The following is a 20,229-nucleotide window of genomic DNA, read 5'->3' as shown; positions in this document are numbered from 1 at the left end:
TCCTGTTTCTGAAGTAGCAGATTTTCCGTAATTAGAAACTATATGCGTGGAATGTCCGCATGTATAAATACGTGATTTCCCCGCATTAAGATTTATAGATGTGGGCTGCATCCGTAGGTAGATGATAAATGTGCGGAGAATACACATTTACAAATACTGGCTGCGTCCACATTTAGGCGGACTTAATGTCCGCTCACCGGACATGTAGAAGCCGCTAGCAGCAACGTTACAAACGCAGCCCTTTCCGTGAACCGAAGTACACCGGCGGTGTACTTGTAATTAATTGTTGATGCGGCATTTTGCCGTATCTGGCTTTCTACATACCCGAGTTGCGGGCATGCAGGTGAAGTCGCGGTAGAAACGCGATTTAACCGCCGGTAGTCCGACGAATATTTGTTCGTCAAGGCCGGGAGTAAATGCCCGGAACGCGGGTATTAAGACTTTCAAATGTAGACGCTGCCCACATTTACAAATCTACTCGTAACTTCTAAGTCCGGGCTTTGTGCCCTTTGCAGCCTATAATCAAAGTATAGAATTTTGCACCAATCGCAATACCAGTTTAGTCATGCCTAGGCCGGCCAGCCGAAAGCGCGGATACCCTTGCCGCGTTGGCATGACTTCCACTTTAGGGGCGTCGAAGGGACGTATATGCAGCAACATATAATCAATATTCCAATTGAGTCCACAACCGTATTAGCCGTGGATATGGCGGATTGGATAGCTAATGGGCTGGTGCCGATACCAGATACGCCATCAACCTTGTGCGGGATCAAAAAGCATATTCCTCTGGCTGATAACCAATGGAGCGAATGTGACCTTACAGATGAAGAATGGAGTTTGCTTAATACAATATTGTCCGACCTGCCAAAAATATCAAAAAATGTTATCGGAAAAGCTGAGTGGGGCAGTTATGCAGACGCTTTCGATAATGCACCGAACAAGCCAACATGGAACTTACAGGTACGATTTACCGACCCTGTCGGAGATGCGCACTACGAAAGGATTAATGTCAGGACAAGTCATTTTAATCTAATCGACGATGCCATTAAAAATGGTGTATTGGTGGCTCATACTCAATATCTTGCGCCTGCTACCAAGCTCGAATCTGACACAATTATTTCAGTAGAAGACGCGCGCCGATGGTTGGCACCTAGTTTTTTCTTACATGGCCCTGAATTCCCAGAGACGAAGCTAATTGAGAAGCAAGAAGAAGAAAAAATAGCCGCAGGTCGCTACACACTCCAAGAAGCCACTAATGCATTAGGCAACGGAGGACAGGCAGATCCAATGCAGATGCTAAGCAAACTAGTTGATGCTGCCAAGACTGGAGTATTACGGACGTACGCGCCTGGGAAAACGGATCATTATTCGTATGTTCTAAATAAGCATATTCGGAAAGATTACGAGGAAGCATATTGGGACGATTTGAACGAATGGCTTGCGCATAATGAGTCGCGAATGATATTTCGATTTCCCGATCCTATCGCTGCAAATCAGGCGGGGCTGGTTATAACTGCAAACAGCATTCCAGCTATCGAAAACACCTCTAGTACGATTACGACATCAAATTGGATAATGAGAGCACAGGAAGGCGCTACGAAAATTTGGCGATTTCATAAAAAAAATGGGTGCAACCCTACCAAAAACAGTATTAGAGGTGACGTGGCGGATTGGTGCAAATTACCGGAAAATGAAGTAAAAACCAATGGTGGAAATTATCCGGATCGCGAGTATATCGCCCGGCATGTTTTGCGCTATTGGACGCCGCCGGATGATTAATTACGATTCGGCAGGTTCGGCAACTTCGGCAAGGAAATGGAAAACTCAGCTGCCGAACATCAGAATATAAAAATATTCAATTGATTCAAAGACTTATAATATTTCCAAAGATTGGAAATGAAAAAATTGCCGAATCATAGTTAAACCGTACGCACCGGACTCAATGAAGTCCACTGCGGTTTAATTGATGAGGTAATTAAATGTTTGAGCCCCTTCCTAATACTGGTTACGTCCGCTTGCCAGCTGTTCTTCACGTTTATCCCGTTTCTAAATCTACTTGGTGGGCCGGCATTAAATCGGGTAAGTTCCCTATGGGAATTAAATTGTCCGAGCGTGTCACCGCCTGGAAAGTTGAAGACATTCGCGCCCTTATCAATCAGGGCGGCGCGTAATGAGCCGGGTACCACGGAAGCCCAAAACAAAAAAGGTCGCCCCCGGCAAAGGAAAAGCGACCCCAAAAAAACAACTGCCTAATTATAAGGTGATTTCCAGTAAATCTACCGCCGCTGCAGATCAGCGCACCCGTGCCGTAGCATTACTGAAGGCCGCAGACCAGACCACCTACAATCTCCGCGCTCATGGGATAGCCCAGTGTGCCGCGCGCATATGGGAGCTAAAAAAGCAAGGTTGGCCCATCACCAAAACGACCGTTAACGCCGTTGATAGCGACGGTTACACGCATAGCGGCGTCGCGTTGTATTCGCTGAATGAGGTGTCGGCATGATCCACGACATCTACACTATCCCACTGAACGCAGTTTGCATTAACGGCGGCACTCAATCCCGCGCCGCTCTTAATGAGTCAATCATTGCCGAATACACGGAAGCGATCCGCAGTGGAATCGACCTGCCACCGGTAATCACATTTTACGACGGTGCAAATTACTGGCTGGCCGATGGCTTTCACCGTTACTTTGCGCATAAAGCAGCTGGCGCCATGGAAATCATGGCCGAAGTGCGTGAAGGCACATGCCGCGATGCCGTGCTGTATTCGGTCGGTGCCAACGCCTCTCACGGCCTGCGTCGCACCAACGATGATAAGCGCCGTGCGGTAATGACCTTGCTGAACGACCCGGAATGGTCGTCTTGGAGCGATAACGGCATCGCCAAAGCTTGTAACGTCAGCGACAAAACAGTGACCCGCCATCGCGCCCATCTTCGGATTTCCGAAGATGGGCCAGCGCCGGCCATTCGCACCGTGGAACGCAACGGCACAGTTTACGAGCAAAACACCGCCAATATCGGCAAGGTACAGCCGACCGATGATTCGCCGGTACCGGAGTCCGACCCCGAAGCAGCACCAGATCCAGTTATCCCTGACGCCGAGCAAGATGCTGAATGCATCATACCTATCAGCGAACTCGAAGCCCTGCGCGAGCAACTGGCGGAGGTTGCGGATCATCTCAAAAGCACCATGGCCGATAACGAAATGATGGGCCGCGCGTTCGACTCTGATGATCGCGTCAAGGCATCGATGGGCGAAGTGAAGCGTCAAAAGGCCATCGCTGATTGTGCTGAAACGCAATATAACGGCCAGCAGGGTAAGGTGGTTGCTCTGACAAAGCAGGTAACGCACTGGATGAACCGGGCCATCAAGGCCGAAAAAGAACTGGAAAAACTGCGGGGTGCAAAATGAATGCGCCCAATTATGCCAGCGCCAAGTTTCCGGAACCGCGCCTATTCCAAACCGCTGCCCGCGAAAAGTTGCGCGCCGGGTTTTCTGGTGGTCATCGCAGCCAGATGGTCATGAGCCCGACCGGGAGTGGCAAAACTATCCTGGCTATGTTCCTGATTCAGGAGGCTCTTCTCCGCAGCAAGCGAGTCATCTTCGTGGCTGACCGCCGCACGCTCATTAACCAGACGTCAGAAGTGGCCGACTCCTTGGGGTTGATCTCCCACGGTGTAATGATGTCCGATCATTGGCGCTTTAACGCCAGCCTGCCATTCCAGATTGCCAGCGCCCAGACCTTGGCGCGCCGGGACTGGCCGGACGCTGACTTGATCATCATTGACGAAGCACATACCCAGTTGAAGGCATGGACTGAGCATATCCCGACGTGCCGCGCCGCCGTCATCGGCTTGTCAGCCACGCCATTCAGTAACGGCCTGGGAAAACTGTTTTCCAATCTGGTCAATGCCACCACCATGCGCGAGCTTACCGAGTCGGGCGTGCTGGTACCCATGCGCGTTCTTTCCTGTACCAAGGTCAACATGAAGGGTGCGGCCACCGCCGGAGGCGAATGGACTGACAAGGCTGCCGAGGAGCGCGGTATGGACATAGTGGGCGATGTCGTCAAGGAATGGACCAGGCACGCTGAGGGCCGCAAAACTATCGTGTTCGGCTCGACCATTGCGCACGTTGAGGGACTGGTGCGCGAATTCAACGACAACGGGATCATGGCGGCAGCATTCACCGCTGATACTACCGAGTCCGAACGCAAGGAAATTCTTGAGGACTTCAAATCTCCCGATTCCACATTACGCGTGCTGGTTTCCGTCGAGGCTCTTGCAAAAGGTTTCGATCAGAAAGACGTCTCATGCGTCTGTGACGTCCGCCCGCTGCGTAAATCCCTGTCGACGGCGATCCAGATGTGGGGTCGTGGCCTACGCGCATCACCCGAAACCGGTAAAACCGATTTGCTGCTTCTGGATTTCAGCGGCAATATCGTCCGGTTTTCTGAAGACTACGAAGCCATTTATCACGATGGCCTTGATTCGCTCGACATGGGCGAAAAACTCGACAAGACGATCCGCAAGGATGATGAGGAAGAAATTGATCACCCGGCCAACTGCCCGCAATGTCAGTACGTGCCATTTCGCAAACGCTGTGTGTCCTGCGGCTTTGAAAAGATCAAACCCAATCTGATTGAACACGAGGCGGGCGAGATGGTCGAGTTCAAAGTTGGTAAGGCGACGGTGGGCGACAAGCTGACCGTTTGGGAGCAATCCGTAACCCTGTGCCGGGGACAAGGTAACCAGGCAAGCGCAAAGGGACGTGCAGCCCACCTGTACAAATCCATCACTGGTGTATTTCCGCGCAATATGCCCGACTTCGACGCGGTGCCCAATGTGCCGATCAGCCGCGCCGTGATGAACAAAGCCAAAGCGAACAGCATCGCATACCGGGCGGCACGATGAGCCTACATAAAGCAGCTGGCGCGCTGTCGTTCGTCCCGCCGCACGATCGGGACCTCTGGGTAAAAATGGGGATGGCGGTCAAGGCCGAGTTTGCCGAAGATGGGTTTGACGCCTGGGACGCATGGAGCCAGGGCGCCGAGTCTTACAGCGAGAAATCAGCACGTGCTGTGTGGCGCAGTATCGGTACCTCCGGAAAAATCGGTATCGGCACCCTGTTTCACGAGGCAGCGGCGAATGGCTGGCGCGACAACGATCAGCCACGCGGACCACTTACCGCTCAGGAGGAAGCAGAAAAGCAGCGTGCCCGTGCTATGCGCGATGCAGCGACAGTCGAGGAAGACGCCCGCAAGCAACGGGGTTACCGTGCCGCCGCCGAAGCGTCACAAAATCTGATTGATCTGTGCCAGCTGGAAACACACTACTACCTGAACGCTAAGGGTTTGCCTGCGGCTGTCGGTCTGGTTGCCGATCACGTCCTGATCGTCCCGATGCGCAATCTGGAAACCAATCAATTGCAGGGTATGCAGTCAATCGAATGGCTGCCGGAAGAGCGCCAGTGGGAAAAGAAGATGGCTTTTGGTATGCGTGCCAAAGGTTCAGTGCTGCGCCTTGGTAACAGGAGCGCCGCAGAGACGTTTCTGTGCGAAGGCTATGCCACGGGTCTATCGATTGAAATGGCGCTGCACAGGCTGCGTTTAAACGCCTCTGTGCTGGTTTGTTTCAGTGATTCCAATATGGCGCACGTCGGACCAATGATTCAGAGCCCTGCCTTCGTCGTCGCTGATAACGATGTGTCAGGCGCCGGCGAGAAGGCAGCAAAGAAAGCCGGTCTGCCGTACTGCATGAGCGATGTCATTGGCGAAGATGCAAACGATCTCCACCAGCGCGCCGGATTGATGAAGTTGTGCAAGTTAATCATTGATGTACGTATGAGGAATAAATAATGGCTGCCGCAAAGAAGAAAAAAGCCGACATCTGGATGCCGCTTTATGTGTCGGATTATCTGTCCGACACCATGCACCTGAACACCGAGCAGCATGGCGCGTATTTGCTGCTGCTGATGGCCGCGTGGAAGTCTGAGGCCCGCTTACCCAACGAACCAGAGCAGTTGCAGGCCATTTGTAGATTAAATCCGGTGAAGTGGAGGGCGAACGAATCTGTTTTGAAGAGATTTTTCCACGTTACTCCCGAATACTGGATCAATAACCGACTGCGGGAGGAGTTGGAAAAGGCAATAAAGAACACTGAAGCAAAGACCGTTTCCGGCATAAAAGGGGCGGCTGCCAGATGGCAAACGCATGACGAAGGTATGGCGAACTGATGGCTAACGCATAGCGAAGCTTTAACGAAGTGATGCACCTTCACCTTCACCTAACTTACCTAACGGTAGTTATAAGTTCAACATCAAAAGGCGTCCCAATGGAGCAAATTCAAGAACACAGGTCAAAACCGATAATCTTTGCCGTAGAAATAGCCGTCGTGTGCGCCATCAGGTTCAATTTTCCGCTAACGATTGGAAGCCAGGATGAATGATCGTGAAATAGTTGCCGCAACCCTTCGCTGGCATACCGCCCGAACCCACCGGCTCCTGATTGGCGCTCAGAAACGCCGCGCCGACGAGTTAGAGGGATTTTGGAATGCAGGTCTTCAAATTGAGAAAGCGCTGGAGTTGACGCAAGCCCGGCGCGTTGAACAGACTGCCCTGCGTGTCCTCGCTAAAGGTTGCAAAGAACACAGGGGACATCTTGATATGGTCGAAGACGCGGATATGGTGATCGAGGGACGGCTCATTGAAATCGAAATGAACGAGTCGCCCACCGACATTGCAAACCCGGCTGTTCATTACTGATGCGCGCCTCTGTACTGAATGAAATTCTCACGCGCATCAACGCGATCGATGCCGATGAAACTATGCGCCTTCAGGTGACGCAGATTGTTTTGGATGTCGCGATGGAACACGGCGTGGCCGGGATGGCGCGCATAGACCGGGTCGCATATGCACGGCGAATGTTAGATGCGCGGATCTCACGATCGACCATCCGGGCGCGCTTGATGGCTGAGTACGGCCTATCTAGGAGGTCGGCATATCGGGCGATCGATATGGCGTTGCAAACTGTGCCGTAAAACGCGTCAGGTTGGCACAAAACATGGCGCTTCACCCTGGTAAACATAGGGATTAGTGCGTAAACTTAAGTAACAGAAATTTGATTCGAGAGGAGCAAAAATGCAAGAGCAATCAGGCACTTCAAGACAAGCAGCCCAGCAAAAAATGGAATCGGGTGGATTGATGAGAATCGGTGAGGTAGCGGCGCTGCTGGACGTTAATGCGTCAACAATTCATAAGCTTCCATTGCCAAGTATTCGGCTAGGTCGCTTATTGCGATTCGACCCCAAGGACGTATCTCAGCTTATTGCACACAGCAAAGAACCGGTAGTTTCTTAACATATGGAATTTTTTAATATATCCCAAAATAGCCCGGCGATCTTAGCGGATTTTACCCGCAAGGTTGGGGCGCAAGTGCCGGATCAGTGGTGTGACCAGGTGCAAAATTTGCTCATTGAAGGCTTTACTGTCATGTACAGCCCCCGTATCTCAATGATCGAATTACATGATCGGCATTATGGCGATCCAATAAAAATGATCTACGAGGGTGTAGTACAAATCGTCGAAAGCCTTCGCGAGGAGAGCGGAGATACATTGCCGGTTGTCGTAATGTTATATGTGTCGCAGTTGCTTGTTTGTGAATGGTTGGATTTTCTCGAAAAAACCGGGACGATCAATATCACGACCACATTGCTTGAGCAAATTGCGCACCAGTCGCCTGGCCTCTCGTCATTAAAACAGAAAAACAAGACGGCCAATTTATACCATCGGCCCCCCTATTTGCACTAATGGCGGACGTGCCAATCACTCATATTTATTGCGCATATTTAATATTTAGAAAGATACATAAATGACTTTTATTTACTTAGCAATCATTAAACGGATGGGCCAATAATGGGCATCATACTTTCAGCAATGGCAGCGGCGGGCGATGCTGGCGTGCAATCGGAGAATCAAAATATTACCCAGATGAATGCGTCGGATATGGATAAGGAACGCGCTGCGTTAGAGGTGGAGAAAGATAAGACAATTTCCGACAATCTGCAAAGTCAGAAAGACGCGCCGCTGAATCGATTTACTAAGGCCGTGCAAGATAATCTGGGGGCCCAGGTGCCGGTTACGCCAGGTGCCGCAGCGACAGCCGCAGCCGCGCCAGCAATAGCCCCGGCAATTACTGCGCCCACTTCAAACCAGACAGGAAATCCATTAGTTGATTCCGTCGCAGCGAAGGAGGGGCTGTCGCCGATGCAAGCGAAAGCCATGAGCGCATTATTGGGGCAGGAATCAAACAATGGAAAGAATGCGGCTACGAGTACAGATGGCGCGATTGGAGTCGGACAGATCATGCCCGCCACATTTGCGCAGTATGCAAAGAACGGCGAAAGCATCAGCAATCAGGCGGATAATCTCGCCGTTATGGCGCGCATCGTAAAAGGCTTAGGCGTCCAATCGGGCGATGACCCAGCCAAAATTGCAGCGGGATATTTTTCTGGTCCGGGCAATATGAATCTTGCGGATGATGCGAAAACGCCATGGATTAATAACCCATCTGATGGCAACGGTAAGAGCGTGTCTAGCTACGTAGGAGATGTAATGGGCCGCATGGGGCCAACAGATTCCGCGCCAACGCAACTGGCATCGAATGACGACTCGCAGCAAGGAAATCAGATTCAGTTGGGAGGCTCAAGCCCATCGGCTTCCGATGCGGCTACAGGGCAAACTCGGAATATGACGCAGAGCGAGGCGATTAGTGCGGCGCTTTCATCGATGAAAACTAGTGATTTACCTGCATATGTAGCGGCAAAGGCGGCGCTCGGAGATAAATTTATGTCCGTCGCAGATGGTGCGATGTTGGTTGACCCTAATACCGGGAAGGTAGTTATTTCCAATACCGGCAAGCAGGACGCTGCTGCTCTTCTTGCGACGCAAACAGAGGCTCGGGCGCAGATGATGGAGGATGGGCGCAACGCTCGCCAGTTGGCAGTTCTATCGGCGCAAAATACGACTGATACTCAGTTCACCAAGGAGCTTAAACAACTTTATCCGGAAGGATCAGCCGATTACAACGAAGCATTGCGCCAGCGGATCAACAAGGAGACTGGAATTGCTGGACCGGCAGGCGGTCGATCTACCGTCTACAACGGCAGGATCATTGCGTCAGGGAATGAAATTGCCTCAGCACTAAGTAACATCACGGCACTCCCTGTAGAGACAAATACGGGCTTTCTTGGATCGGGTAAGCCGACGAGTAACGGGCTTCTTAGCTCCGGTCTTGCCGGGCTGAAAAATGAACTTAACTCTGACCAGGTAAAAACGTACAACACGATGTGGACTGGTGTGGCGCGGAATCTGGGCACGCTGGAAACAAGCGGATTGGCGACCACCACCGGGCTCGTATCGTCTATCGATAAGCTATCCTTTGTGCCGGGTGACAATGGTTACAACGCGCTTCGAAAATTGGCGGAGGTTCGCCAAATCACTGAGGCGGCACTTGACCCGAAGCTGGAAGATCCATCAGTTCCGCCGCAACAGAAGCAGTTTATTCAGGGCGTGCTAGACAAGGTAAAAGCAGCGGTTCCCTATACCCATGCTGATCTGACGAACTTTAAGAATGCTCAGGATGCTAATCCATCAATGACATTCACCGATTTCGCCAAACAAACATTGGGTACGCAATCACCAAGTCAATCAACGAGTAATACTGCCTCTGCATGGTCTAACCTACGGATTGCTAACTAATGCCTACTTACACAATGACCGGGCCAGATGGAAAGGATTATTCCATTGATGGCCCCGCTGGAGCGACACAATCCGAAGTCATATCTGCAATTCAATCACAGATAGCGCAGTCGCACGCAGCGATTAATTCCAGCGACCAGATTCCGGGTTATGAGGGCTTAGCGAATCACCCCGCCAGCAATACCTCCACATCTTCCGCACCTTCTGCGCCCTCATCCGGCAACGCGGCATTAAGCAACGCGGCAGGCATACTGGAGGCGGTTGGCTCAATTGCCTCCGGCACTGCTGGCGCGATAGCCGGCACCGCTTTTGGGATAGGGAAAAGCGTTCTGGATGGGAGTTACGGATCGCCTGAAGGGGCGAGGGCAGCGGAAAATACTGCTGCCGACATCGGGCAGAAATGGACTTATGAGCCAAGAACTGATGCCGGAAAGAAGATCACTCAGGGTGTGAGTGACGCCCTTAATGACAGCGGTATTATCGGCGTTCCACTGCCGGAGCTTGAAATGCTATCGAGAGGCGCGGCAAGTTCCGGCGCGGCATTACGTGGCATTGCAGAGTCCCGTCTCGGCGCAATGGGCGCACAAGATGCGGGAATCGCTGCAAAAGCTGCCGATGCGACAGCGGCTACGGCAGATGCAGGTTCCGTAGGTCAGGCACCGATACCAGGTACTGACTTCTCGCCACTCCGCGATCTGACGCCAGAGGAAGCAACACGTCTTCAGAATATGAAGAATCAGGGCGGTAATGCGACATTAGCACAAGTGACGCGTGATCCGTCTGAATTCCGCTTTGAAGACCAGACCGGGAAAACGACGCCGGGCGCAGATATTCGCACCCGCGAACTTGATAACAACGATGCATTTATAAAATCTGTTGCTGATGTCGACAATCTTCAAGATGGGCAATCGATAACGCAAAATGAGCGCGAAACTGGTGCATTAGTTGCAAACACCCTGGATGAGAATGCACAGCGCAGCCTCAAGAATGTTGGTGACCTTTATGATCTTGCCAAAAATTCAGATGAAACGCAGGCAGTTGTCGATACAACTCCACTAGATAAATATCTTTCGGACAATAAGTCTGAGGCAATCGCCGTTCCAGCTCTGAAGGCAATATCAAGCAAGTTAGATTATTTGCGGGATGAAAATGGCGGCGTTGTCACCATCAGTGATCTGGAAAATCTCTATAAATCAGCCAATAAATTATCGCAGACTGATGCATCATCCGCTTCATTCATGCGCGATATTAAAGGCACTATAAACGATATGACCGAAGGCGTAGGTGGCGATCTTTACCGTGATGCGCGTCAAGCCAGACTTGCTCATGGAATGGAGTTCGAGGACCGTGATGCGATTGCGCGACTGATTGAGAAAAATCCCGGAAGCCGCACAGACTACCGCACGGCGACTGAGAATGTTTTCAATAAAACGGTTGTTAATAGCTCATTGGCGCAACTGCAAGATGTGACTAATTCCCTGTTATCTGCCGACCCTGTAGCGTCCCCGCAATCGATGCAAGCCTATCGGGCGCTTCAAAGTCAGACGGTTGACTGGCTATTGAATAAAGCCACCGAGAACACTGCTTTCAATGAGCGGGATGTCGCTACTTTCTCGCCAAACAATTTCGGTAAGGCGATTAAGGCAATTGGTGTCGATAAGCTAAATTCGCTACTTGGACCCAAGGCTGTGTCTGAATTGCAAAATACACTAAAGAATGCGCAGAATGCTAAGCAGTCACCTGGGCGTGTCAATGGCAGCGATACATCGTTAAATCTGGCTGATACTGTAAAGCAAGAAGCCCTCGAATCAGCAAAAAGAGATGCCGTAGGCGCTATCCCATTCATTGGGAAAATTTCTAAAGTACCTTTTGACTATTTCAAAGCAAAAGGAGAGGCGACCGCGCTGCAAGGTCGGATCAGCGATAATTTAGCGCCGCATCGGGCTTCAGCAGAAGTTATAAGGGCGATGCAGCGAGAGGTATTAGCCCAAAACAAAAGGCAGACTGTCATCGATGCGCTGAATGATGCAAAAGCCCAATCAGCGCATGTGGCAGATTCGATCAAAAAGCCTATAAGCGCCCTCGTTGCGGCTGGTGTGCCCTATGCAAAATTAAGGGCGGCAGCAAATGTAGTGCCAGCTATGCAAGGCTCCAACCCACTGTCTGAGCATGCAAAATTAGCAAGGAGTGCAGCCAATATCGGAACGGAATCAGCGGGGATACTGGGAGCGCCCACTGTAGCAGCGGCGATTGCCGCAGCAAATAAAGCATCTCAGTAAGGCATCGCGAATACTATTGCTTGTATTTTTCGCCACATATAGCCAGACTGGCAATTATGTTGCTTAAAATCTAGCAATTGGTATCCGCCTAACCTTGGTCGAGGAATTTATATGGAACATTCAGAGTCGCCGGCAATTAAGCAAAAAGAATTTCCGACCTTCAATAAAACTCGGGCGATGAATTGGGTGATCGCTGGCTTCCTAGCCTGCGCCTTTGTTCCAATGCTAATAAGGGCGCGAGTCGTTACGCCATCGACTCTGATGGTTTATTTCCTGACTGCCATTGTGGGCATATGCATTCCTGCCATGACAGCTATGGCGCTATCCCGAGACGGGGTCAGCCTTATGGGAATGCCGGTATACATTCCACTGGGCATAAGAACAGCATCAAGGAAGCCGCTTCTGGTTACGAATGCGCTGATTGGTCTGATCGGATTGGCGCCCTGCGGGATGATATTGGCAACCGGGCAGTATTTCGCGCTCATCTCTATGACGATTTTTATAATCCCGCCAATCATTAATTTTATGATGCTTCGGCGGGCCATCCGCTCGGCATAGAGCATTTTGGCTGCAAGTGAAAGTGAATGCTTTCATAGTGAACAGCAAAGTGAACGCGGAAAGCGACGTTAAAACGGTTCAATGGATAGTTAGTGTCACCAAGGTTAGTGCCGAGGTTAGTGCAAAAAACAGGGTTAGTTTCCGCGCACTTAACTGCGCACTGACTACGCACTAACTTCGCAGCGAAACGCCGAATATGCCGAACGATCCTAACCAGATGAATTTAACTTTCTTCATAGGGGAAAACGGTAAATTCAGGATGAATAAAGGGCGTCATTTTTAAATAATAAAGCCGAACGTTAAGCCGAATAACTACGCCTTAACTGCGCACCTGAAGCCGGATTTCCGCGCGCCCTTGGTTAGAGCGGAAATCCCGTAATTAGAAAATAGCTTCTCCATCGGGCGTTAGTCCGCGCCCAAGTCCGCACCCCCAACGCGCAAGGCGAGGTGCGGACTGATCTAAAGAAAAGGATGTTCGATGTCTGGTAATCGAGGATGGCAAGATTTGACGCACAAACTGACGCACGACGCAGTGCGTCAAATCTATAGCCCATGCAGAGATAAAAACCTAACGATCCGCGGGTTTGACGAACAAACTAACGAATGACGTAGTCCGTCAAAATCCACGGTAGCACGTCCGAATTACAGGTTCGCATGTCATTGGTTCGCAGCGAGGTTCGCACCCTCAACGCGCAAGGTTAAGTGCGAACTAATCGCGCAGAAGACAGAGCCTCTTTAAGGGCCTCTGTCTGTGAAGGGGTGGTACTTTGGTTTAATCCCATCCTTCAGTGAAGGCTAGGGATGTTCAGTGGCGCAATAAATTGTTTCCAAACCCGATGTTTCCGGTGCTAGTTCCACGGAAAAGACATTTGTCATTTCGCTATTTGTCACGCGTGCCACTAATGAAATATTACTTTATTGTTTATTGGTAACATATGGTGTATTTTATAAAATATTAACTATTGGTTAATGCGGTGTTCAGACTATGGAATGCAAATGGAGTAGTAATGAAAAACAACATGGAGAGTTCATGGCTGCCGTTCTGACTACGAGCGCCTATGTGGAGCGGAGCGCTAGAGGTAAAAATATAGCCGCATGGGCGCTGATCGCTACATCCTTAGTATTTCCATTCATTGCCTGCATATTCGGCAAGATGAGCGCGGCTCAAGTAGGTGAGAGCATCGGACAGACTATATGCCCTTTCGCGATGCTAGCTTTGCTAGCTTGGCTGCTGGTTTCGAGGTTTGGTCCGATTGGCAAGGCGAATGGCCGTATTACAGTCGGTTTGCTGTTATGCATTCTGTCGCTCACCCATATTGCCATCGAGATTCGTGAAGAAAACGCCGGGAAACGGCTCATACGGCAAGTAATGATAATGCGCCAACAAAAAGTCTCCCAATTCGCGGAATTCTCTCAAAGGTTCCGACAAGTGGATTTGGCGAAGATTCTCTCGCCTGAGCATATGACGTCTAAAGTTGGTCAGGCAGCAGCCCGCGCATCGCTTGATCAATTCCGCTCGCTGTTGATCGAAAGGCAAGCGCTGATAGCGAACGCCTTTGTAGAAATTGAGCGTTATTTTAAGGGGGTGCCGGAAAGTCAGGCGAGCAAGACTGCCTTGGTCGGCATGATTTCGGCTCGTGATTCGATTGCGCCGATTTATGCGGACCTTAGTAAAAAGCAAACTCTGTTAGCGGATGCAATTGAAGTTGTATTGAATTGGGGCCAGGCACAGGGGGCTACTCTCACCGTTAGAAACGGCCAACTGTTGTTCGCCACTCAAGAGCAGCAGGCCGAATTACAGTCCTTGCTTGGGAAGCTTGAAAAGACTGAGGCAGAAGTAAATAAATCTGGGCAGATCGCGATTAAATCTCAAATTGATTTGCAAAAGAAGCAGGAGCGAGATATGGCAGGAATGGCAGAGTATCTAGCGAAATAGTCGGCGACTATCGGAATAGTGATCGTCAGAAGTGAGGAGGAAATTGTTTAGGTAGCGCCCAATTATGAGGTATTTGTCTAGCTCGCAGGTAGCAATTAAAGTTTCATTGGTTCGTATTATGTGATTGCCATCCGGTCGGGAGAAGTCATAGACTCACACTTCGGGTCGCTTGGCTGGAGGCTGATCTTAAGGCTCAGAAGCAATCTATCGAATGGGTCGATTGCCGACTAAGTGAAATTGATGACTGGCTTCCAAAAAAGTCAACGCCAACAGCCGTATGCCAGGTGGTAATTCGGGGCACGACCGCCGCAAGGAAAATAAGATGGCAGGGATAGTAAATGGAATTGGTATTGCGGGAGTTGTTGCACTTACTTGCGCGTATATATGGTCGTTTGTGATTGCCTCTCGCGTATCTAGATGGCGATTTTTTGGACTTTTTATTTTTTGGCCGCTGGCCTACTTGCTTCTGATCAGGGCAGATCGCACAGGTACTAAAAATAATAACAGGGCAATTCTTTTTGGGGCAATGGCCTGCTTGATATATCTATTGCCTAAGGCTTTTTCAAGATCATAAAGTGCAGGGCACGCTACTTTGCCGAAGGAAGAAAAAAAATGGCTTTAATAGCTTGTAGTGAATGCAATAAAGAAATCAGTACCTCGGCCTCGGCATGTCCAGGGTGCGGCGCTCCGACAGATTCGGGAGCGGCCTCCAGTAAACAGAAGTTATCGGTACTAAGCGTGTGTGCTGTCGTTTGCGGAATCACTGCTATGGCTGGGCCGTATTTTGCGTCGGTTTTCTTTTCGCCAGCCGCTCTGGTGCTGGGCCTTTTGGCTTTCAATAAAAAGCAAAAGGCGGCTGGAATATTGGCAGTAGTCTTTGGCGCCATAGGCCTCGTCGGTATTATGCAAACGTCGAGTCGAATCAGTGGAGCGCAGGAAGAAATGCGCTCAGCCATGGAAAAGGCCCAGCAGGATATTGATAAGGCGAAGTAGCGATAGCGGGGGGGATTAAGCGCTGCGGCACGCTCCTATGCCGCACAGGGAGAGTATAAAAAATGAAAATAGCACTCGTATTACTTGCGTTCGTTGCTGCATCAGCCTCAGCCGTAGATGTGTACGTACAGGGCTAAGCGATTGCAGTCTTAGCATGACCAGAAGCGTCTCAAATTATAAAATAAAAATATGTAGTATTTGCGCGGAGATTTATAGGAATGAAGAGAGTAGCGATGGTTGCGGCCCTCTTGGCGCTCAGCACGCAGGCAATAGCCAGTAAAAATTTTAGGGAAATAAAATCAACAAAGGGTATCTACGATCTCATTGGCTCAATTCCTGTCGGCGACGAAAGTTTGGGCTATGCCTTGAATCGCCTCGGTCTCACGGTTAAATATATAGTCGTTTCCGAGCCTGACAATTCCGATATAAACGATGGGTCATTTATGTATCAGAGGGGCGATAAGTTCTTTGATTTCACGCTGAATGAGCCTATTGAGAGAAATAGATCGTGTGAGATATGGTCAAGCTTCAGCTTAAAATTAAGGAAAGGGAGGTATCTTCCCGAGTCTCGCACGGCGAATTTTTTATTGAACCAAAAGTGTGCAGCTCCAGATTAAGTGCCCCATCACTCATTAGCGTTTTGCAAAGAGGATGAATAAAAATGTTTGAAAATAATATTAAAAAATAACGTCGGATGATATTTGGGGATATATTAAGATCGGAGGAAGTGGGCAATGAAAAAGATGTTGGCGATCGCGGCAATGATCGGGGTATTTGGACAGGCGAACGCAGGTTTTTTTACAGGAAGTAACATCATGGAATGGGTTGAATCTGATGATCGTGTTGTGCAAAATAGAGGGCAACAAAATGATGACCAGAGGCGCATATTGCTACTGGGGTACATAGCAGGAATTAATGATTCCCTCGACGGCTATGCGTTTTGCAGTCTTAATAAAGCGAGCGTAGCCCAGCTTTTGGCAATCACGAAGAATTATATAGCCGCAAGACCGGCGCGGTGGGGTGAGAAGGGAAGTAATCTCGTTATGGAGGCGCTAAAAGGTGCATTCCCATGTCCGAAGCGGAGGTGACGCAGCAATACTGCAGGCACCTTAACGCAATGTTACGCGACCCCCTCATCTCCGAGGTGGCGGCCGAAATGATTACTTGTGGATTGTTTGCTCGGTCAGTCTCATAACATCGGTGTAGTTAATAGCTCAAAATTTGCACTATATCCAAACCCGCCGCCAACCAATAGATTACGTTCCATTTTCAGCGACGGCGGCTAGCATGGTCAAAATTAGCTTATCTGCCGGTGGCACCGCATAGCTTGCAATGTCGGGAAATATAGGTATTCGTAGGATTAATGGCAACTTTTATTGGGATGATAGGGCGGTACCTACCAAAATTTCTGGCCCATCAAATGAGAACATTCTTCGTCCAGCTGTTGCTTATCGCCGCGATGTGTTTTCATGCCTCGGCCCAGGCTAAGCAGTCACCCCTGATGCCTACACGCAAAGCGTAGAGCCAAATGAGTCCGAATTGACATCACGCCAACACTACACCAACAAGAATGGTCAGATCGTACACTCGCCGTCAAAAAGTAAGTCCGGCAAAGCCCGCCCAATGCCAGCGCTCAATGCAGAGATGGCAGTTACAGTTTTAGTAAACACCCATAGCGGAACGTGCTCAGGACATCATGTTGTGACTATGTAGCTCAGATAACCGATATTTACCATGGCGAAACGGCACCGGGATTGTACTTGCAAGAATAGCCTGCGTGTCTCGTTAGGTACACACAAAATCATAAAAATTAGAACGCATCAGGGAGCATATATTGCGAAAAATCGATTTCCCGTCATTGTATTCGCCGGGCATCCATGAACAAACAATGCAACAAGTTGAAGGCATTGCGGTCAAACCATTTTCAGCGGACATTCGTCGACAAGAAGTTTGGAGGCGCTTTCGCCTGCTTCATGATACTGTTACGGCGATAGTACCAAGATGTGAGTGGTATATTAATGGGTCTATTTTGACAACAAAAGTTGGTCCGGATGATGTTGACGCATCTGTGTTTATCCGACAAAGTGTTTTGAGCGCAATGAGCGCGAAAGAACGAGATTATTTGAAAACTTTGCGTGACCGCGACTCAACGAAACTCCGTTACCTTACGGACTTTTTTATCGAATCTGCCGATGACCCTAATCGGCGCATGTACTGGCGAGGAGTCTTTGGATTTTGCCATGATTCCATCACTGCTAAAGGCTTTGTGAGCGTCCAATATGGATAACCTAACTTTCTACACTGAACGACTGACCGGCTTCCAGGCTGCCGCCGAAAGTCAGAGAGAGTTGCTGCGTCAAAATCCCGATGATGTTGGCGCTCAGTTTTTTGCTGAGGCGTATGAGGTATATGTTTCCGATGCTAAGCATGAATGTAATTTGGCCCAAGCTGAGCAGCTCCAGGAGCTGTTTGAAGTAAGGCTTTTTGGTGAAGAGGTATCAGATGGAACTATTCGCCTAGATACTCTCGCCAAATTGGCAGGGCCGTTATCGGCCACATTTAAGCATGCTGCCCACAGACTTCATTTTGGTAAAGTGGCACGACACAAAGTAGATAAAAGTATCAGCGCTCTGCTTGACCTTCGGCTGGGAGCCCTTGCCTACGGGTCCACTAAGCTATATATAACCGGGAACGTACACCCTGACCTAACTGGGCAGTCACTCCTTCAGCAAACCCTTCTCCAAATATTCAAACTATTGACTGTTAAAAGCGAAGATTTTTACGATGCAGTAGATGCGGTTGGCTTAAAGTCAGCTCGTAAGTTAGATGAAATGCTAGCAACCATGCAGGCACATGGAATGGCTGCTGAGTGGCACTGGGACTCGCCAGGCAATAAATACTCCTGGGACGGAAGTACCGACGAAATTCTTCGCGTTAAGAGCTTGCTGGAAACTATTACTGAGCCAGAGTCCTATGTAGAAAATCTTACGGGAGAAATTTCCGGCATTCATGATGTTGGACGATTAGAGCTCCGCACAAATGAAGGAAAAGTAAAAATACGCTTTGCGCTCCAACAGACCTCAATGGTACTTGATCTACATCTTCATCAAGCAGTCAATTTGAAGGTCGAAACCAATCGCTATTTCGATAGCCTCAGTAAAAGTTACGTCTTCAAACACTTCCTATTAGAACGGATGTAAATTTTACCTAGCCTGCCCCTTGCAGGCTTTTTAACGTCTATTTTTCCGTTATCCGAACTGATTAGAATGGCAATAGCCACGTGTTTTCTGGAAATTCTGATAAGCGTGACCGGGATCTGCCGAGGAAGTGTTGCTCTTATGCCGCCGTTATGCTGCGACGACACAACGAAAGCACCCAAACATTACGCCGTCCGCCCAAACTTCCCCGGAATGACCTTTCCGCCTGCCACAGTTTCAAGATAATCAGCATACCTCTGCATCATAATTTTGCGCTCATCAAGAAACATTGCGCGGTCATAGGCCTCACCGTATGCATCCCCTGAAGCATGTGATAGCTGACGGTCTACTACCTCATGCCTATAGCCCAGACGTTCTTTAATCACCCCCATGGCAAGCGATCTAAAGCCGTGGCCGGTATGCTTACCGGCGTAATCCATGCGTTTGAGTGCTGCGAGAATTGCACCGTTGCTTGTTGGCTTCGTTGGATCACGTTGATTAGGAAAAAGATGCTTGCCGCCACCGGTGTATTGGTGAAGTTCTCGCAATAGCAGCCAGCCTTGGGCAGGAAGAAATACATGGTGATCTACTTTACGCGGATTAACCTTCTTTTTTCCTTGCTTCATTCGGTGCCAGTCAATTACCCATTCTTCGTTTTCTAAATCAATTTCAGACCAAGGCGTTTCGATCAGTTCGCTGGTTCTTACAAAGGTCATCATCATTAATCGGAACATAACCCTTGTCCCAATGAACATGTGGCCTTCGATCTTTTCAAAGGCGCGGATAAATGCCGGTAGTTCATCTGGCGTGATCGCGGCATGGTGCCCGTTCATCGTCTGCTTAAGAGCGCCCTTTAAGCTGGGTAATGGATCGTTATCGGCCACACCTGTCGCAATTGCATAGCGGAAAATCTGGCCACACACTTGTCCTTGCCGCTTTGCCATCTCCAACGCGCCTCGCTTTTCGATCTGCCGCAATACATCCAACATGATCGGAGCTTTGATACCAGCGATGGGTTGTTTACCAATTAATGGGAAAACGTCTACTTCCAGCCGATGCAAAATATTGTCGGCTGTTCGCTCTTTCCAGGTATCGGACTTGTTTGCGTGCCATTCGCGTGCTATTGCTTCAAATGTATTTGCGCTCGCGGTCCCCTTGGTTATCTTGTCGATTCGACGTGCTTGCGCCGGGTCGGTCCCCGCTTCCTTAAGTGCTCTGGCCTCGTCACGTTTCTTTCTGGCCGCCACAAGTGTCACCGTTGGATATGCGCCAAACGTGAGTCTGGTGTTTTTACCATTAGGTTGCCGGTAAGCCATGCGCCATATCTTAGATCCAGACGGGGTAACTTCTAAGTACATGCCGCCGCCGTCTGCCAAGGTGTAGGACTTATCCTTTGGTTTGGCGGTTCTGACTTGAATATCAGTGAGCGGGGTAGCTAATTTAGGCATCTTGCATCCATGTCTGTTTTTATAGTGCATCCATGTGCTCAAGTATGGATGCAAAAAAC

The 20,229-nt window shown here is 49.7% G+C and carries 20 protein-coding genes and 1 pseudogene; 20 read left to right on the top strand and 1 reads right to left on the bottom strand.

The features are described from left to right. The first annotated feature begins 648 nt into the window (after positions 1-648). The 20 genes and pseudogenes from JQN73_RS03040 (at position 649) to JQN73_RS02945 (ending at position 18,725) form a co-directional block, all read left to right on the top strand. Positions 649-1,779, top strand: a complete 1,131-nt coding sequence (locus JQN73_RS03040; protein WP_205321702.1) for a hypothetical protein — start codon at positions 649-651, stop codon at positions 1,777-1,779. A gap of 200 nt (positions 1,780-1,979) precedes the next feature. Next, a complete protein-coding gene (locus JQN73_RS03035; protein WP_205321701.1) occupies positions 1,980-2,171 on the top strand; it encodes an AlpA family transcriptional regulator in 192 nt (63 codons plus the stop codon). Continuing rightward, on the top strand, positions 2,171-2,503 hold the full coding sequence (locus tag JQN73_RS03030; RefSeq protein ID WP_205321700.1) for a helix-turn-helix domain-containing protein: 333 nt from the start codon (positions 2,171-2,173) through the stop codon (positions 2,501-2,503). The genes JQN73_RS03035 and JQN73_RS03030 overlap by 1 nt, the downstream gene beginning before the upstream one ends. After that, positions 2,500-3,414 (top strand): hypothetical protein, encoded by a 915-nt coding sequence (locus tag JQN73_RS03025; RefSeq protein WP_205321699.1) that lies wholly within the window; start codon positions 2,500-2,502, stop codon positions 3,412-3,414. Before JQN73_RS03030 ends, JQN73_RS03025 begins: the two co-directional genes overlap by 4 nt. Then, a complete protein-coding gene (locus tag JQN73_RS03020) occupies positions 3,411-4,916 on the top strand; it encodes a DEAD/DEAH box helicase (RefSeq protein ID WP_205321698.1) in 1,506 nt (501 codons plus the stop codon). Before JQN73_RS03025 ends, JQN73_RS03020 begins: the two co-directional genes overlap by 4 nt. Further along, on the top strand, positions 4,913-5,860 hold the full coding sequence (locus tag JQN73_RS03015) for a PriCT-2 domain-containing protein (RefSeq protein ID WP_205321697.1): 948 nt from the start codon (positions 4,913-4,915) through the stop codon (positions 5,858-5,860). The genes JQN73_RS03020 and JQN73_RS03015 overlap by 4 nt, the downstream gene beginning before the upstream one ends. Beyond that, positions 5,860-6,237, top strand: coding sequence for a DUF1376 domain-containing protein (locus JQN73_RS03010; protein WP_205321696.1), 378 nt, complete (start codon positions 5,860-5,862; stop codon positions 6,235-6,237). The genes JQN73_RS03015 and JQN73_RS03010 overlap by 1 nt, the downstream gene beginning before the upstream one ends. A gap of 204 nt (positions 6,238-6,441) precedes the next feature. After that, positions 6,442-6,765: a hypothetical protein gene (locus JQN73_RS03005; protein WP_205321695.1), complete on the top strand. Its 324-nt coding sequence runs from the start codon at positions 6,442-6,444 to the stop codon at positions 6,763-6,765. Next, positions 6,765-7,040, top strand: a complete 276-nt coding sequence (locus tag JQN73_RS03000; protein ID WP_205321694.1) for a hypothetical protein — start codon at positions 6,765-6,767, stop codon at positions 7,038-7,040. The genes JQN73_RS03005 and JQN73_RS03000 overlap by 1 nt, the downstream gene beginning before the upstream one ends. A 100-nt stretch (positions 7,041-7,140) precedes the next feature. Continuing rightward, on the top strand, positions 7,141-7,359 hold the full coding sequence (locus tag JQN73_RS02995) for a helix-turn-helix domain-containing protein (protein ID WP_205321693.1): 219 nt from the start codon (positions 7,141-7,143) through the stop codon (positions 7,357-7,359). Between the two features lie 3 nt (positions 7,360-7,362). Continuing rightward, the gene (locus JQN73_RS02990; RefSeq protein ID WP_205321692.1) at positions 7,363-7,809 is read left to right on the top strand and encodes a hypothetical protein; all 447 of its coding nucleotides are present in this window, start codon (positions 7,363-7,365) and stop codon (positions 7,807-7,809) included. Positions 7,810-7,914: 105 nt separating this feature from the next. Beyond that, on the top strand, positions 7,915-9,759 hold the full coding sequence (locus tag JQN73_RS02985; RefSeq protein WP_205321691.1) for a lytic transglycosylase domain-containing protein: 1,845 nt from the start codon (positions 7,915-7,917) through the stop codon (positions 9,757-9,759). Beyond that, positions 9,759-12,038 carry a hypothetical protein gene (locus tag JQN73_RS02980; protein ID WP_205321690.1) on the top strand — a complete coding sequence of 760 codons (2,280 nt, stop codon included), beginning with the start codon at positions 9,759-9,761 and terminating at the stop codon, positions 12,036-12,038. The genes JQN73_RS02985 and JQN73_RS02980 overlap by 1 nt, the downstream gene beginning before the upstream one ends. Positions 12,039-12,149: 111 nt before the next feature. Next, positions 12,150-12,596, top strand: a complete 447-nt coding sequence (locus JQN73_RS02975; protein WP_205321689.1) for a hypothetical protein — start codon at positions 12,150-12,152, stop codon at positions 12,594-12,596. A gap of 1,030 nt (positions 12,597-13,626) precedes the next feature. Further along, positions 13,627-14,532, top strand: coding sequence for a hypothetical protein (locus JQN73_RS02970; protein ID WP_205321688.1), 906 nt, complete (start codon positions 13,627-13,629; stop codon positions 14,530-14,532). A gap of 768 nt (positions 14,533-15,300) precedes the next feature. Continuing rightward, positions 15,301-15,525, top strand: coding sequence for a hypothetical protein (locus JQN73_RS02965; RefSeq protein ID WP_205321687.1), 225 nt, complete (start codon positions 15,301-15,303; stop codon positions 15,523-15,525). Between the two features lie 734 nt (positions 15,526-16,259). Beyond that, positions 16,260-16,613 (top strand): Rap1a/Tai family immunity protein, encoded by a 354-nt coding sequence (locus JQN73_RS02960; protein ID WP_205321686.1) that lies wholly within the window; start codon positions 16,260-16,262, stop codon positions 16,611-16,613. A 433-nt stretch (positions 16,614-17,046) separates the two neighbouring features. Next, a pseudogene (locus JQN73_RS22725) lies at positions 17,047-17,238 on the top strand (DUF3761 domain-containing protein); the annotation flags it as partial. Positions 17,239-17,359: 121 nt separating this feature from the next. Next, positions 17,360-17,812, top strand: coding sequence for a hypothetical protein (locus JQN73_RS02950; protein ID WP_205321685.1), 453 nt, complete (start codon positions 17,360-17,362; stop codon positions 17,810-17,812). Continuing rightward, positions 17,805-18,725, top strand: a complete 921-nt coding sequence (locus tag JQN73_RS02945) for a hypothetical protein (protein WP_205321684.1) — start codon at positions 17,805-17,807, stop codon at positions 18,723-18,725. The genes JQN73_RS02950 and JQN73_RS02945 overlap by 8 nt, the downstream gene beginning before the upstream one ends. 182 nt (positions 18,726-18,907) lie before the next feature. On the opposite strand, the gene JQN73_RS02940 is transcribed toward JQN73_RS02945, so the two are convergent. After that, positions 18,908-20,170 carry an integrase arm-type DNA-binding domain-containing protein gene (locus tag JQN73_RS02940; RefSeq protein WP_205321683.1) on the bottom strand — a complete coding sequence of 421 codons (1,263 nt, stop codon included), beginning with the start codon at positions 20,168-20,170 and terminating at the stop codon, positions 18,908-18,910. Between the last annotated feature and the right edge of the window lie 59 nt (positions 20,171-20,229).

Source organism: Glaciimonas sp. PAMC28666 (assembly GCF_016917355.1).
Classification (GTDB): domain Bacteria; phylum Pseudomonadota; class Gammaproteobacteria; order Burkholderiales; family Burkholderiaceae_D; genus Glaciimonas.
The sequence above is the reverse complement of the archived record's forward strand: the minus strand, read 5'-3'. Positions and strand labels throughout refer to the sequence as shown.